Below are 14,932 nucleotides of genomic sequence, written 5' to 3' on the forward strand. Positions count from 1 at the left end.
GGACCGGAACGATCAGACTGGTGATGACGCTCGTCGCATCGGCCGTGCTGGCGGGCTGCGTCCGCGTCGCCGCGCCGCCCCCGCTTGCCACGCCGATCCCCACCCGCTTCGGCGTGGATACCGGCACCGACAGTGCCGATGCCGCCGCGCTGCCCGAATGGTGGCACGCCTTCCACGACCCGCAGCTCGACGCGCTGATCGCCGGCGCATTGGTCGATTCGCCCGATCTCAAGACCGTGCAGGCCCGCGTCGCGGAGGCGGATGCGACCATGTCGCGCGCGCTGCGCCGCTTCGATCCGCAGGGCGGGATCGCCGCCAACGCGGGCGCCCGCAACGTCCGCCAGGTGAGCGGCGACATCAACCTGCCCAATCTGCCGGTCGATGTCCCCGTCGTCCAGACCGGCACCACAAGGGTGTTCAACAGCGCCTTCGACGTCAGCTGGGAAGTCGACGTCTTCGGTCGCCGCGATGCGACCGCGGTGGTCGCCGGCGCGCGCGTCTATTCCGCCCGGTTGCAGGCGGCGGCGTCGCGCGCCAGCCTTGCCGCCGCGATCGCGGACGCGCTGTTCGCCGCGCGCGGCCTCGCCATCGAACGCGAGCGCGCCCGCGCCGCGCTCGACACCGAACGCGCCGCCGCCGGGCTGGTCGAACGCCGCATCGCCCGCGGCCTCGCCCCCACCGGGGACCGCTTCCCCGCCAGCGCCCGGCTCCGCGCGGCGACCCTGCAGGCCGACACGCTGTCGACCGAAGTCGACGTCGCCCGCCGCCAGCTGCTGGTGCTGGTCGGCCGCGGCACCGCGGCGCTCGACACGCTGCCGATCGAGCCGCGGCTCGCCGATGCCCCGCCGGTGCCGCGCACCACCCCCGGCGAGCTGCTCAAGCGCCGCCCCGACGTGCTCGCCGCCCGCAGCGCGGTGACCGGCGCGCTCGGCAATCGCGCGCTCGCCAAGCTCGACCTGTTCCCCACCTTCTCGCTCTCGCCCGGGATCGGCATCGAACGGCAGGTCCGCCCGCGCAACAGCTTCGCCACCGGCTTCTGGTCGCTGGGGATCGGCCTGCTGATGCCGATCCTCGATCGCGGCCGGCTGATGGCCGAATTGCGTGCCAGCGACGCCCGCGTCGTGCAGGCGATCGGCGATTACGAGAAATCGGTGCAGACCGCCTATGGCGAGGCGGACAGCGTCCTCGCGCGGCTGGTGTCCGACCACCGCCAGCGCGACGGCGTCGCCGCCAGCGAACGCGACGCCCGCGCCTATTACGAGACGATGCGCCGGGGCGAGGCGGCGGGCGTGCTCGATCCCGATGCCGCCTTCGCCGCGCGCCGCCAGTGGCAGTCCGCCGACGTGGATCTGGTCCGCGCCCGCGTGCAGGTGCTGCGCCGCTCGGTACAGGCGTTCAAGGCGCTGGGCGGCGGCTGGGACGACGCGTCATGACCGGCACCGCGCTCGTCCTCTACCGCTACAAGCGACCCGCGCCGCCGTCGCGGCTGTGGCTGCCCGCGGTGCTGCTCGCGCTGACCACCTGCACCGCCCCCGCCGCACCGACAGCCACGCGCCATGACACGGCCGACACCGGCAGCCCCCCGCGCAGCGTCCGCGTCACCCGGGTCGAGACGCGCACCGGCGACATCGGCCTCAGCGCACCCGGCACGCTCGTTGCGCGACAGGTCTATGCCGCGACCAGCGACGTGCCCGGCATCATCGTCCGGCGCGTCCTCGCGCAGGAGGGCGCATTCGTCGCGGCGGGACAGGTCCTCGCCGTCCTCGACGACACGCTGATCCGCAGCCAGATCGCGCAGCAGGCCGCGGTGATCGCGCAGCAACGCATCGCGGTGCGACAGGCGCAGGCGGAGGCGGCGCGCGGCGCACCGATGCTCGGCGCCGGCGTGCTGTCGGGCGAGGCGGTGCAGGCGCGCCGTTTCCGCGCCGACACCGCGATCGGCGCGCTGCACGTGCAGGAGGCGCAGATGCGTGACCTGCAGGCACGCGCCGCCCGGCTGCTGGTGCGCGCGCCGGTCGGCGGGCGGGTGATCGAACGCAACGTCCGCGTCGGCGACCTCAGTGGATCGCCGCAGCCGATGTTCACCATCGTGCCCGGCGGCACGATCGAATTGCAGGTCCAGGTGCCGGAGAACCGGCTGGCGGCGCTGCGCACCGGCACGCCGGCGGCGGTGACGCTGGCGGACGGCACCGCGCTCGACGGGCAGGTCGCGTCGATCGGCACGCGGATCGACCAGCAATCGGCGCAGGGCAACGTCCGCCTGCGGCTCAGCCCGGTCGCCGGCGCCCGCCCGGTCGAGCTGCGCCCCGGCGCCTCGGGCACCGCCCGGTTCGAAGGGACCGGCGCCGCCGCCCGCGCCGTGCCGGAGGCCGCGATCCAGTATGACACCGGCGGCGCCAGCGTCATGGTGCTGGGGCGGGAGAACCGCGTCCGCCGCGTCGCGGTGCGGACCGGCACGCGCGGCGGCGGCTATGTCACGCTGGTCGACGGCCCTGCGGCCGGCACCCCCGTCCTCGCCGCCGCGGCCTCGTTCGTGGCGGAGGGCGACCGCGTCACCCCGGTCTACGCCGCCAAGTGACCGCGCCCCCGCCCCGCCGTGCGTTCCGCCTATCGTCCTGGGCGGTGGCCAATCCCCTGCCCGTCGTGCTGCTGTTCGTGGCGCTGACGGTAGCCGGGCTGGTCGCCTTCGCCACGCTGCCGGTCAAACGCTATCCCGACATCGCCTTCCCCGCCGTGTCGGTCACCGTCGTCCAGCCCGGCACCGCGGCGGGCGAGATGGAGACCACGGTCACCCGCCCGATCGAACAGGCGGTCGCCGGCCTGCCGCGCACGGAAATCGTCGTCTCCACGATCGCGCAGGGCGTCTCGACCACCGTCGTCCAGTTCGACCTCGGCCAGGACCTGCGCGAGGCGACCGACAAGATCCGCACCCAGGTCGAACAGGTTCGCACGCAATTGCCCGCCGGCATCGACCCGCCGGTCGTCCGCCAGGTCGAGATCGAGGATATCCCGATCCTCAGTTATGCCGTCACCTCGTCGCGCCGGTCGATCGGGGCGCTGTCGACGCTGATCGACGACGATGTGACCGCCGCGATCCAGCGCGTTCCCGGCGTGTCGAAGGTGACGCGCATCGGCGGCGTCGCGCGCGAGATCAACGTGATCGCCGACCCGGCGCGGATGGCCGCGCTGGGGCTGACGGTGCCGCAGCTCAACGAGGCGCTGCGCCGGTTCAGCCGCGACGATCCCGCCGGCCTCGCGCAGATCGGCGGCCGCGAACAGGCGATGCGCCTCGCCAATGCGGCGGTCGGCGTCGAGGATCTGCGCGCGATGACCATCCCCGCCGGCAACGGCCGCACCGTCCGCCTGGGCGACGTCGCGGAGGTCGGCGACGGCGTCGCCGAAACGCGCAGCTTCGCCCGGCTGAACGGCGCCCCCGCGATCGGTTTCCAGATCGCCCGCACCCGCGCGGCGAGCGAACTCGCGGTCGAGGACGGAGTGGGCAAGGCGGTCGCCGCGCTCGCCGCCGCCCACCCCGACCTGCGCGTCCGGCGGATCTTCTCGACCGTCGACGAAACCCGCGCCAGCTATGACGCGACGCTGAAGGCGCTGCTGGAGGGGCTGGTGCTGACCAGCCTCGCCGTCTGGCTGTTCCTGCGTGACTGGCGCGCGACCGCGATCGCCGCGATCGCGATGCCCGCCTCGCTGATCCCGACCTTCGCCGCGATGGCGCTGCTGGGGTTCAGCCTCAACATCGTCACTTTGCTCGCGCTGACGCTCGTCATCGGCATCCTCGTCGACGATGCGATCGTCGAGATCGAGAATATCGAGAAGCGGCTGCAGGCGGGCATGCCCCCGCGCGCGGCGGCGATCGACGGCGCGAACGCGATCGGGCTGGCCGTGGTGGCGACGACGCTGGCGATCGTCGTCGTCTTCCTGCCGGTGTCGTTCATGGCCGGGGTGCCGGGGCGCTTCTTCCACGAATTCGGCATCGCCGTGTCGATCGCGGTGCTGTTCTCGCTCGCGGTCGCGCGGCTGCTGACGCCGTTGATGGCCGCACGCTTCCTGCGCGCCGGGCGCAGCCACGCCGCGCCGCCGCGCTCGCTGCTCTACGCCCGCATCCTCGACCGCGCGCTGGCGGCGCCATGGTGGACGGTGCTGGCGTGCGGGGCGATGCTGGTCGCGACCGCGGGGATCGTGCCGTTGCTCTCCACCGGGTTCCAGCCCGCGGGCGACCCCGACCATATCTACGTCAAGGTTCAGGGCACGCCCGGCGCGACCGCGGTCGACATGGACCGTGCCGTCGGCGCCGCGACCGCGCTGTTCCGCGGCGAGCCGGAGGTCGCGACCGTCTTCGCGCAGGTCGGGTCCAAGATCGGCGGCGCCGCGGGCGGCGACCGCGGCCTCGCCGACCTGCGCGACGCGACGCTGACGATCGTGTTCCGGCCCGACCGCACCACCAGCGCCACCGCCTTCCGCGACCGGCTGCGCCCGCGGCTGCGCACGCTGGCCGATGCGCGCGTCAACTTCCTCGGCGACACCGCCGGCCCCGACATCGTCACCGTCCTGACCGGCGACGATCCGATCCTGTTGCAGGCGACCGCCGACCGGCTGCTCGCGCAGATGAAGCGGCTGCCCGCGATCGACGATCCCCGCCTGTCCGCACCCCCCGGCGCGCCGGAGATCGTGATCCGCCCCGATCGGGCGGCGATGGCGCGGCTCGGCATCAGTGCCGATACGCTGGCGACGATCGCCCGGGTCGCGACGATGGGCGACATCGACCGCAACCTCGCCCGGCTGGCGGATGGCGAGGATCAGGTGAACATCCGCCTGCGCCTGCCCGAATCCGACCGGCAGGACCTCGACCAGCTGCGCAACCTGCGCATCCCGACCGGCACCGGCGGCACGACGACGCTCGGTGCGATCGCCACGCTCGATTTCGCCGCAGCGCTGCCCAAGATCACGCGCATGGGCCAGCGCCGCCAGATCGCGATCGAATCCGATCTGTCTCCCGGTGTGGAGTTCGGCGATGCCACCGCCGCGATCCGCGCGCTGCCGGCGATGCGCAGCCTGCCCGCCGGCATCGACACCGCCGCGCTCGGCAACCAGCGCGCGATGGAGCAATTGTTCACCTCGCTCGCGCTCGTGTTCCTGACCGCGGTCGGATTGCTCTACCTGCTGCTCGTCCTGCTGCTCGGCAATCTGTCGCGCCCCGTGGTGATCCTGTGCGCGCTGCCGCCGGCGCTGACCGGCGCGTTCCTCGCGCTGCTGCTCGGCGGGTTCGCGCTCAACCTGCCCTCGCTGATCGGCATCCTGATGCTGATCGGCCTCGCCGCCAAGAATTCCATCCTGATCGTCGATCACGCCATGCAGTGCGAGCGCGACGGCGACGCCCCCCGGCGGGCGATCGTCGCCGCCTGTCACGAACGCGCCCGTCCGATCGTCATGACCAGCGTCGCGATGGCGGCCGGCATGATCCCGACTGCGCTCGCGCTGGGTCAGGGCGCGGAGTTCCGCCAGCCGATGGCGATCTGCGTCATCGGTGGCCTCGCCACCTCGACCCTGGTGTCGCTGGTGATCGTTCCAGTCGTCTATCTGCTGGTAGCGCGGCGGAAAGGGCGCGGCGCGATCTTGGCCTGACGCCTCGGACGCCGGAGGTCAGGCGGTCGCGCCGGCGTCGCGATGCCAGTGGAGCCATGCGCCATAGGCGTGGCAGGTCGCCAGATGCTCGGTCCGGCCATCCGGCCACGACGTCAGCAGCAGGTGGACCGCGTCGCGCGCCGGCGTCCATTCGAAGCTGATCCGCGCCAGCGGCCGGTCGGCCGTCGCCCGCGCACCCGCCTCGCGAAACGCCCGTTCCACCGCCGCGCGGCTGTCCGCCTCCAGATATTGCAGCGCCATCGAATGGATCACGGTGCGGCACGTGCCGGACGCCTGCGACGCGGCGAGCTGCTCGGGCAGCCACAGGGCGATGTCGCCGCATTCCACCCGCGGCGCGGCGACGCGCGCGATGGCCAGTGCCTGCGCCAGCCGCTCGGCCCGTGCCGGTTCGTCGGCCCAGACATAGGCCATCAGTCGCTCGCACGCATCGGCATCGCCGACGTCGAGCGGCCGCAGGTCGACGCCCCGCGCCGCGACGATCTCGACCGTGCGGCGTTCGGGCGCGGGGCCGTACCAGGCCGGCGCGACATGGACCGGCGTCTCCGCCGCCCCCACCCGCGTCCCGCCGAGATCGAAGGCATAGCGATCGAGGTTGAGGTTGAGGCCGGCGCTCGCCCCGAGTTCGTACAGCGCGCAGGGCATGTCGTAGCGCCCGCGCAGCACCATCAGCGCCGCCATGATCGCGGCGCTGCGCCCGACTTCGTTGGTCTGCGGCGTATCGCCCATCCAGTCGGCGATGAAGCCGTCCGCCGCCGCCATCGCCGCGCCGACGACGCCGTCGAAATCGCCGGCCCGGGCGCGATAGAGCGCGGTGAGCGCCGGCATCGTCCCGCTTCGCGCCAGCGCGTGCAGGGCGGCGTTGAAGCGCATCGCCAGCGCATCCGATGCGGCGTCGCGCGGCCATGCGGCCATCAGCGCCGCCGTCCGCGGCGCTCGCGACAGCTGGCGGTCGCCCGCCTCGAGGATCGCCGCGACGAAGGCGGATCCCATCGCGCGGACGGCCCGGCCCTGCCGCGCGAGGATATCGTCCTGTTCCATGGGATCCCGCCTGACGTCCGACAGCGTGGCCGTCACGTTCAGAACGCGTCCCAGTCACCATTGGCGACGCGGCGCGGCGCCGGTGCGCCATGGCCGGGACGGCGCGGCGCGGCGCGCGACGCGGGTGCGTGGCGGACCGGCGCCGGTTCCGGCCCGTCGATCGCAAAGGTACCGACCGATGCAGCGAGCTGTTCGGCCTCCGCGACCAGCTGGCGTGCCGCGGCCGAGGTTTCCTCGACCATCGCGGCATTCTGCTGCGTCACCCCGTCCATCTCGCCGATCGCGACGTTGATCTGCCCCAGGCTCGTCGCCTGCTGGTCCGACGACCGCGCGATCTGCTCGATCGCGGTGCTGACCGCGGCGACGCGGTCGATGATGCGTGACAGCGCCTGTCCGGTCTGGTCGACCAGCTCGGCACCGGCGCGGACGTGGATGGAGGCGGAATTGACCCGGCTCTTGACCTCGGTCGCCGCGTCGGCGGAACGCTGCGCGAGCGCCCGGACCTCGGACGCCACGACCGCAAAGCCGCGCCCGGCCTCGCCGGCGCGCGCCGCCTCGACGCCGGCATTGAGCGCCAGCAGATTGGTCTGGAACGCGATGCCGTCGATCAGGCTGATGATGTCGGCGATCTCGTTGCTCGCCTGTTCGATGCCGTTCATCGCGCTGATCGCCTCGCGGACGATCGTGCCGCCACGCTCAGCCTCGGCGCGCGTCTCGGCCATCGCGCCGCTCGCGCCGGTCGCCGCGCCGGCATCGTCGCGGATCGACCGCGTCACCTCGTCGAGCGCCGCGGCGGACTGCTGGATCGCCGCCGCCTCCTGCTCGGTGCGTTGCGCCAGCGCCATCGCCGCCTGGTTGATCTCGCCGGAATTGTCCTTGATCGCCCGCACGCTGCCGCGCACCTCGCCCAGCACGCGCGACAGGCTGGCGGTGGCGTTGTTGAAGTCCTCCGCCAGGCTGCGGAACGCGGGCGGCACGTCGGCGATGCGCGCGGTCAGATCGGCTTCGGACAGGCGGTGCAGCCCGCCGCCGATCGCGGTCATCGCCGCCGCGCGATCGCGGTCGTCGGCGACCTTCGCCGCCGCCGTGTCGCGGAACACCGTGACCGCGCGCCCCATGTCGCCCAGTTCGTCGGTGCGGCCGGCCGCCTCGATCGCGATATCGTGCCGGCCCGCGGCCAGATCGGCCATAGCCTGCGTCAGCGTCGTGATCGGCCGCGCGATCTGGCGGCTGAGCAGCATCGCCAGCGTGATCGCGATACCGATCAGCGCCAGCCCGCCGATGACGAGCGCGATCAGCGCGATGCGGATCGCGCTTTCCTGGCTGGCGGCGCTGCGCGCCATGTCCTCGGTTTCCTCGGCACGCAGGTCGCGTAGCGGCAATGCCACCTTGCTGACCAGCACCGCCTTGCCCGCGTCGCGGACCGCCGCCTGCGCCTCGTCGCGCCGCCCCGCCTTGACCCAGCCGATCAGCCGATCGCCCCAGTTGCGCCGCCACGCCAGCGTCTCGCGCCGCGCCTCGCGCACCTGCGCCAGCTTCTTGGGATCGGTCAGCAGCCGCCCGAGTTCGTCCGCCGTCGCATCGAACTCCTCGCGCGCCTCCTCGTAGGATTTGAGGTAGGTGAGGTCGCCGGTGACCAGGAACCCGCGAAACTGGCTGTTCTGCCGCAGGATCGACGTCTCCAGCGTCAACGCCTTGGCATAGATCGTCTGACTGACGTTGCTCCGGTCGGTCGACCGCTGGATCATCGTGATGTTGGCGAAGAACACCAGCATCACGATGGCCGCAGAGGCGTTGATGACGAGGAACGACAGCCCCAGTTTGCGCGGTATCTTCATGGTCTCGACGGTCCGTTTGCCAGCAGAGGGAGAGATCAGAAGCGCGAGCGCAGCGTGATGCCGTACGTGCGCGGTTCGGCGAGGAAGGCGGTGGTGATGGCGTTGCCGACCGCAAAGCCCGGCGCACCGAAGCGCGTCACCTGCGACAGGCTGCCCGAACCCTGGAACGGCGCGGAGAAGGCGACCTGTTCGTAGCGGGTGTCGAACACGTTCTGCCCCCAGAATTCCACCGCCCAGCGCTGGTCGCGACCGCGCAGGCCGATGCGCGCGTTGACCAGGAAGAAGCCGTCCTGCCGCTTTTCGGCGAACAGGTCCGACCCCGTGTTGTAGTCGCTGGTCAGCCGGCTATCGACGTAGAACAGACCCGACAGGCCGTTGCCGCCGATCAGCGGTGTCCACGTCGCCGAGCTGGTGACGGTATGCCGCGGCGCGTTCGACATCTGGTTACCCGGCAGCAGGAACAGCGCCGCGCTCAGCGCCTCGCCGGCCTCGCTGCCGACGAGGTTCTTGCGATATTGCGTGTGGGCGAAGGTGTAGCCGAGGCTGAAGGTGACGTCCGGCGTCGGATAGGCGCCCGCCTCGATCTCGAAGCCCTTGGTGACGACACCCGCCTTCACCTTGGACGAACAGGCGCCGGTGACCGACGACGCGTCGCGATCGGCGCCGTTCAGCGCGGTGTCGCACGCGCTGATGTTCTGGACGATATAGTTGCTGCCGTTGAAGGTGTTGAGCTGGAAGTTGCGGAAGCCCGAATGGAAGCCGGCGAGGTTCGCGCTGAACCGGCGCGCGCTGTACTTGATGCCCGCCTCGAACGCCTGCACCGTTTCCGGATCGAAGCGCAGGTTGCGGACGTTCGCCGCGACCGGCGTCGAGAAGGCGTTGGGCGTCAGGTCCGACCGGTCGAGATTGTAGCCGCCCGCCTTGTAGCCCCGCGCATAGGAGGCATAGAGCAGCGTGCTCGGGGCCGGCTTCCACGACAATACGGTGGTGCCGGTGAACTGGCCCTCGCGGATCGAATCGGTCATCGGCACGCCGTTCAGCGCCGACGTGGCATTGCCCGTGCAGCTCAGCGTGATGATCCCGGCGGCGAGCGACTGCAGGGTCGCGTTGCTGCTGCCGAGCAGCGGGCCGAGCGCCGCCTGCTGCGCCGGGCAGACGGTGTTGTTGTTGTTGAAGCGCATATCCAGCGTCTTGTGTTCGTTGGTATAGCGCAGGCCGCCGGTCAGGCTGAGCTGGTCGGTGATCCGGACGATATTGTGCGTGAAGAACGCATAGTTGCTGCTCGTCTGGTCGAAGACGTCGCGCAGGCTGCCGACCGAGTTGATCGTGCCGAGGCGATCGATCCCGGCGATGATCTGCGGCCCGACCGCGGCGGTCAGCGTCGGCCGCCCGACCGCGCTGAGGCAGCCGGCGTTGCCCGGATTGCGCAGCGCCGCCGCCGGGTTGATCGTGGCGACGATGCGGCACGCGGCGAAGGCGCCATATTGCGATCCGAACGTCAGATTGTCGACGACCTGCAGCTTCTCGTGCGCGTAATAGCCGCCGACCAGCCAGTCGAGCCGGCCGCCAAACAGGCCGCCGCTCAGCCGGGTTTCCTGCGTGAAGGTATGGAACTGGCGATAGGCGTTGCCGTTGTCGGGCCGGTAGATGATGTCGACGTTGCTGTAATCCAGATCGGCCGCGCCGCCCGATTTGTATTCGCGATAGGCGCTGATCGAGATCAGCTGCACCTGCCCCAGCGTCCAGCCGATCCGCGCCGAGCCGCCGTAGTCGGTGGTGACGTTGGCATAGGCGCGGCCCAGCGTGTTGGTGATGCGCCGGTTGTAGGGATCGCCGTCGCTCGGCATGATCGCGCCGAGGCTCTGCAGCACCGACACGATCCGGTTCTGCGGCGACACCGCGAAATCGCCCGCGACGCCCGGCGTCGGATCGATCTTCTCGCGCGTGTCGGTATAGACCGCGCCGCAGCACTTTTCGTCGCGATGCGTATAGTCGCCGATCAGGCGCACGGAGAATTCCGGCGTCGGCTTGAAGAACAGCTGGCCGCGGACGAAATAGCGGTTGCGGTCGTTATAGTCGGTCGCATTGACGACGTCGCGGTAGAAGCCGTCGCGCTTGGCGAAGACGCCGTCGACGCGGAACGCCAGCACGTCCTTGATGACCGGTCCGGTCAGCGCGCCGGCGAGGCGCACGGCGTTGAAATTGCCGTAGCTCGCCTCGCCATAGCCGCCGAACTCGAATTCCGGATATTTGGTGTAGATGCTGATCGCGCCGGCCGACGAATTGCGGCCCGACAGCGTGCCCTGCGGCCCGCGCAGCACTTCGATCCGCTCGACCTCGCCGAGGTCGTTGAGGCCCGATCCGGTGCGGCTGCGATAGACGCCGTCGATGAACACCGCGACCGAGCTTTCGAGGCCGGGATTGTCGCCGACCGTGCCGATGCCGCGCAGGCGCGCGGTCGCATTGGCTTCCGAACCGGTCGACGAGACGATCAGCGACGGCGCGAGCTGCGCCATCTGCCGAATGTCGGTCGCGCCGGAATTCTGCAATGCGTTGGTGCCATAGGCGCTGACCGCGATCGGCACGTTCGACAGGCGCTGCGAGCGCCGCGTCGCGGTGACGACGATGTCCGCGCTATTCTCCGACACGGCCCCCTGGCGCGCCTTGTCCTCGGCCGCCTGCTTCGCCGTTGGCGCTACGCCGCGCAGTCCTTGCGCATGCCCCGCCCCGGCAACACCGACACTGGTCGTCGCCGCCAACAGATAAACCCATTTACGCATCGCAGATGCCCACCCTTCTGTTATCCCCTACCGGCCGCAGTGCAGCAAAGAGGATAATAACGCCTTAATCCTGTCCGATTTGGACTGGGGGTGGCGGCGAAAAAGTGGGGTTTCCGTACGTGCGGCGGCGCGGTCAGCCGCGCCAGGCGATCCGCTGGTTGGGCCGCAGGACGAACGGGCGACGCGCGCCTCCCGCCAGCTGCACCTCGACGCGCTGCGGCGTGGCCTCGATCCCCTGAACCGCCTTCGGCAACCCGGCGGCATCGGTGACCAGCCGGACGCTGCCGCCGCTGACGATGGCGAGCGGCCGTCCGTCGAGGGTCAGCTCGGCCCGCCCGTCACCATAGCGAATCGCCGCGCGACGCCCCCCGTCGGTCCGCATCGACAGCGTCGCCCCGGCCGCCGCGGGATGCGCCGGGCGAATCGCCCAGTGCAGGTCCTCCGCCTCCTCGCGCACGCCGACCAGCCGCCACGTATAATCCACCATCACCAGCGCGCAGGGCGAATAGTCCGGCGCATCGGCGCCCTTGGTGAACACGCCGGTATCGGGGTCGATCTGCTGGCGGAAGCTCATGTCCGCCTGGATCGCCTCGCACCAACGGTTCATCATCGTCGTGAATTCGGCGCCGCGCCCGTAATGGTCGAACCAGCGCCCGGCGCGTAGCGCGGTCAGCGCCTGCGCCGCCCCGCCCCAGCTGTTGGCGGGGATCGGCCGGACGAACGTCGGATCGTTCACCGCGATCGAGGGCAACGGAAAGCGCGTCCAGAACGCCTTGGGATTGCCGAGCTGGCGCTGCCACATCCGGTCGAACATCGCCTGGTCCGGCACATGCTCGCCGCACATGCGGGTGAGGATGTCGCCGCGGATCGCGACGAACCGGTCCTGCGCGTCGCGGTCGTAGAAAGCGGCGTCCTCCTCCGACCACAGCCGCGCGAGGATCGCCGCGCGCAGTCCCGCCGCCGCGGCGCGCCAGCGGTCCGCATCGTCGCGCCTGCCCAATGCATCCGCCATCGCCGCCAGCGCCAGCCGCTGGCCGTAGACCGTCGCCGACAGGTCGGGGCAGAGCCGCGGCAGCGACGGGATCGGCGCGTGCACCTTCGCGTTCTTGTTGGGGCATTGGTTGGGCAGCCCCTTCCAGCGCGGGCTGTTGTCGTGGCCGGTGTCATAGGTGCAGAATCCCTCGACCATCCCGGTGCCGCGCGTGTTGCGATAGCGCATCAGCCACGCATCCCATGCCGTGCACGCCCGATAGGCCTCCGCCAGCAACGCCTCGTCGCCGGTGGCACGCGCCAGTTCCCATGCGGTGGCGGCGATCGGCACCACCATCTGGATCTGGCCGAACCCCGTCTCGCTCTCCTTGTTGTTCGCCGGCAATTGCCCGTCGGCGCGTTGCAGCTCGAAGAACGTCAGGTGGCTGTCGCGCGCCACGTCGGGGCGGAACTTGCGATAGACCAGCGCCTCGTGCGGCCCGCATTCCTGCCAGATGCCGCGATAGACCGACCCCTCGATCAGCACCGGCCGGTTGACGTAGGGCATGACCTGCACATTGCCCGCGAGGATGCGCAGCGCCTTGTCATAGGCGGCCTGCCAGCGCGCATTGGCGGTGGCGAAGCGCGGCGCGTCGCCGGCGGGCGCGGCTTCGGCGCGGATCGCGCCCGGCACGGTCAGCGCCGCACCCCCGGCGAGGAACAGGCGGCGGTCGATCATTCGGTCTCTCCTTGCGGGCGCACGACCCGCACCCAGTCCACATCGATCGACCCGCCGGGTGCGCCGCGGGTGAAGGTGAACAGCGCCGGCCGCGATCCCTTCCACCACGAAAAGCGCGCCAGCTTCACCGCATCGCCCATCGCCCGGAACGACCGGCCGCCGTCGATGCTGTAACCGTAGCGGACCATCTGGTCCGGCCCGACCTGCGCGCGCAGATCGATCGTCCGCGCGGTCAGCGTCACGCCCGGCGTCTCGCGCCCCTCGCTCGCCAGCGTCACCCGCGTCGCGTCGCCGGCGCGGACCAGCCCGATCCAGCTCGGGCGCACCCCGAACAGCGACAGGCCCGCGCGCTGGCCGTCCGTCATCCGGCCGACATCGAGTCGCGCCGTCACCTGCGTCCGCGGTCCCTGCAGGATCTGGGTCAGCGTGTTTCGCGCCGTCACCAGATGCTCGGCCCGCCCCGCGGTCAGCCGCAGGAAACCGGGCCGCGCGGTCAGGCTCCACGAGCGGGAATCGGGATTGTGATTCCATTCCCATTGCACGCCAAGGCGAGGCGACGCGAATTCGTCCGAATCCTGCAACCGGTCACGGGTCGGCGGCGATCCGGTGTCGGGCATGGCGTGGCGCATCACCGGCTGCCCGCCATCGGTGCCCGCGACCGGATCACCGATCACCGGCCAGTCGTCGCGCCACACCAGCGGCTCCAGATAGGTGATCCGCCCGAACGCGCCGGTGCTGTTGAAATGGACGAACCAGCCCTGCCCCGACGGCGTCTCGACCCAGCCGCCCTGATGCGGCCCCTCCAGCGCGGTCGTGCCCTGGCTCAGCCCGACGCGCTGTTCGTACGGCCCGCGGATCGATCGCGCGCGCAACGCGACCTGCGCGCCCTTCTCCACCCCGCCGAACGGCGCGAGAATGTAATAATAGCCGTTGCGCTTGTAGAGTTTCGGCCCCTCGAGAATCGGCAGCTTCGCCTTGTCCTCGACGATCACCGTGCCGGCGTCGAGCACGCGCGTGCCGTCCGGCGCCATGCGGTGCAGGATCAGCGGCCCGGCGCCGTGGCGCGAATGGACCAGCCACGCGGTGCCGTCCTCGTCCCAGAACGGACACGGATCCTCGAGCAGCGGCTGGTCGATCACCTTCACCGGCGCGCTCCACGGACCATCGGCGCGGGTCGCGGTCGCCATGAAGATGCCCTCGTCCGGCGTCGCGAAATAGACGTAGAAGCGCCCGTCGTGAAAGCGGATCGACGGCGCCCAGACGCCGCCGGCGTAGCGCGTGCCGCCGACCGGCTTGGAGATCGCGTCGGTGAGCGTATGCGGTCCCGGCATGTCGTATCCGGGCGCGAACGGCAGCCGCGGCAGGACGTGACCTAGGATCTTCCAGTGGACCAGATCGGTCGAGGTCAGGATCGGGATGCCCGGCGAAAAGTGAAAGCTGGATGCGACCATGTAATAGGTCTTGCCGACCCGGATGATATCGGGGTCCGAATAGTCGGCGTAGAGGATGGGATTGGCATAGGTCGGCGCACGCGGCGGCGCGGTCGCGGCACCGATGCCGAGCGCCAGCAGGCCGGCCGCGACTGCCCGACATCTTGCCCGATCGATGACCGTCATCCTCGTCTCTCCCATCCCGCCGGCATGATCGCCCGGTCGTCTTTGTCGTTAGCGCTATCTTCTGCGATTTCAGATAGCTGAACCGCGGAAAACAGCCGAAACCCGTACCGTCGGTCGAAGCGAAAAGCCGTTCCGACCGCTTTGGCGACGGTAATGGTAACGCTACCTATTGACAGCGCCATCCTCAACTATAATAATGGCTCCCATAATATGGTACATCCGATTTGCCGAGGGGGCAGGTCGGGCGGCGGAGGTTCCGTCGACGATAATTGTGAACGACCGGCCGGGGCATCC

At 70.8% G+C, this 14,932-nt stretch carries 8 protein-coding genes; 3 read left to right on the forward strand and 5 right to left on the reverse strand.

Annotation, left to right across the window (positions count from 1 at the left end; all coding sequences use genetic code 11):
- The first annotated feature begins 23 nt into the window (after positions 1-23).
- From AC1RTO_RS17345 to AC1RTO_RS17355, 3 genes are read left to right on the forward strand one after another with little or no spacing between them, the layout of a single operon-like run.
- A complete protein-coding gene (locus AC1RTO_RS17345; protein WP_493162055.1) occupies positions 24-1,433 on the forward strand; it encodes a TolC family protein in 1,410 nt (469 codons plus the stop codon).
- Positions 1,430-2,578 carry an efflux RND transporter periplasmic adaptor subunit gene (locus AC1RTO_RS17350; protein ID WP_493162056.1) on the forward strand — a complete coding sequence of 383 codons (1,149 nt, stop codon included), beginning with the start codon at positions 1,430-1,432 and terminating at the stop codon, positions 2,576-2,578. The genes AC1RTO_RS17345 and AC1RTO_RS17350 overlap by 4 nt, the downstream gene beginning before the upstream one ends.
- A gap of 44 nt (positions 2,579-2,622) precedes the next feature.
- Complete coding sequence (locus AC1RTO_RS17355) at positions 2,623-5,637, forward strand: efflux RND transporter permease subunit (protein WP_493162057.1); 3,015 nt, start codon at positions 2,623-2,625, stop codon at positions 5,635-5,637.
- A gap of 18 nt (positions 5,638-5,655) precedes the next feature.
- Here AC1RTO_RS17355 and AC1RTO_RS17360 read toward each other — a convergent pair whose 3' ends face one another.
- The 5 genes from AC1RTO_RS17360 to AC1RTO_RS17380 form a co-directional block, all read right to left on the reverse strand.
- On the reverse strand, positions 5,656-6,696 hold the full coding sequence (locus AC1RTO_RS17360) for a DUF2332 domain-containing protein (RefSeq protein WP_493162058.1): 1,041 nt from the start codon (positions 6,694-6,696) through the stop codon (positions 5,656-5,658).
- Between the two features lie 38 nt (positions 6,697-6,734).
- Entirely contained in the window at positions 6,735-8,534 is a 1,800-nt protein-coding gene (locus AC1RTO_RS17365) for a methyl-accepting chemotaxis protein (protein WP_493162059.1), read from the reverse strand.
- 35 nt (positions 8,535-8,569) lie between these two features.
- Complete coding sequence (locus AC1RTO_RS17370; RefSeq protein ID WP_493162060.1) at positions 8,570-11,314, reverse strand: TonB-dependent receptor; 2,745 nt, start codon at positions 11,312-11,314, stop codon at positions 8,570-8,572.
- A 133-nt stretch (positions 11,315-11,447) separates the two neighbouring features.
- Positions 11,448-13,022, reverse strand: a complete 1,575-nt coding sequence (locus tag AC1RTO_RS17375) for an MGH1-like glycoside hydrolase domain-containing protein (RefSeq protein ID WP_493162061.1) — start codon at positions 13,020-13,022, stop codon at positions 11,448-11,450.
- Positions 13,019-14,638, reverse strand: a complete 1,620-nt coding sequence (locus AC1RTO_RS17380) for a glycoside hydrolase family 43 protein (protein WP_493162062.1) — start codon at positions 14,636-14,638, stop codon at positions 13,019-13,021. The genes AC1RTO_RS17375 and AC1RTO_RS17380 overlap by 4 nt, the downstream gene beginning before the upstream one ends.
- Positions 14,639-14,932: the final 294 nt, after the last annotated feature.

This window comes from Sphingomonas sp. GW821-FHT10F09, assembly GCF_058809195.1.

Coding starts and splice junctions, on each gene's coding strand:
- AC1RTO_RS17345 (WP_493162055.1), top strand. CDS start 24: ATGACGCTCGTCGCATCGGCCGTGCTGGCGGGCTGCGTCCGCGTCGCC.
- AC1RTO_RS17350 (WP_493162056.1), top strand. CDS start 1,430: ATGACCGGCACCGCGCTCGTCCTCTACCGCTACAAGCGACCCGCGCCG.
- AC1RTO_RS17360 (WP_493162058.1), bottom strand. CDS start 6,696: ATGGAACAGGACGATATCCTCGCGCGGCAGGGCCGGGCCGTCCGCGCG.
- AC1RTO_RS17365 (WP_493162059.1), bottom strand. CDS start 8,534: ATGAAGATACCGCGCAAACTGGGGCTGTCGTTCCTCGTCATCAACGCC.
- AC1RTO_RS17370 (WP_493162060.1), bottom strand. CDS start 11,314: ATGCGTAAATGGGTTTATCTGTTGGCGGCGACGACCAGTGTCGGTGTT.
- AC1RTO_RS17375 (WP_493162061.1), bottom strand. CDS start 13,022: ATGATCGACCGCCGCCTGTTCCTCGCCGGGGGTGCGGCGCTGACCGTG.
- AC1RTO_RS17380 (WP_493162062.1), bottom strand. CDS start 14,638: ATGACGGTCATCGATCGGGCAAGATGTCGGGCAGTCGCGGCCGGCCTG.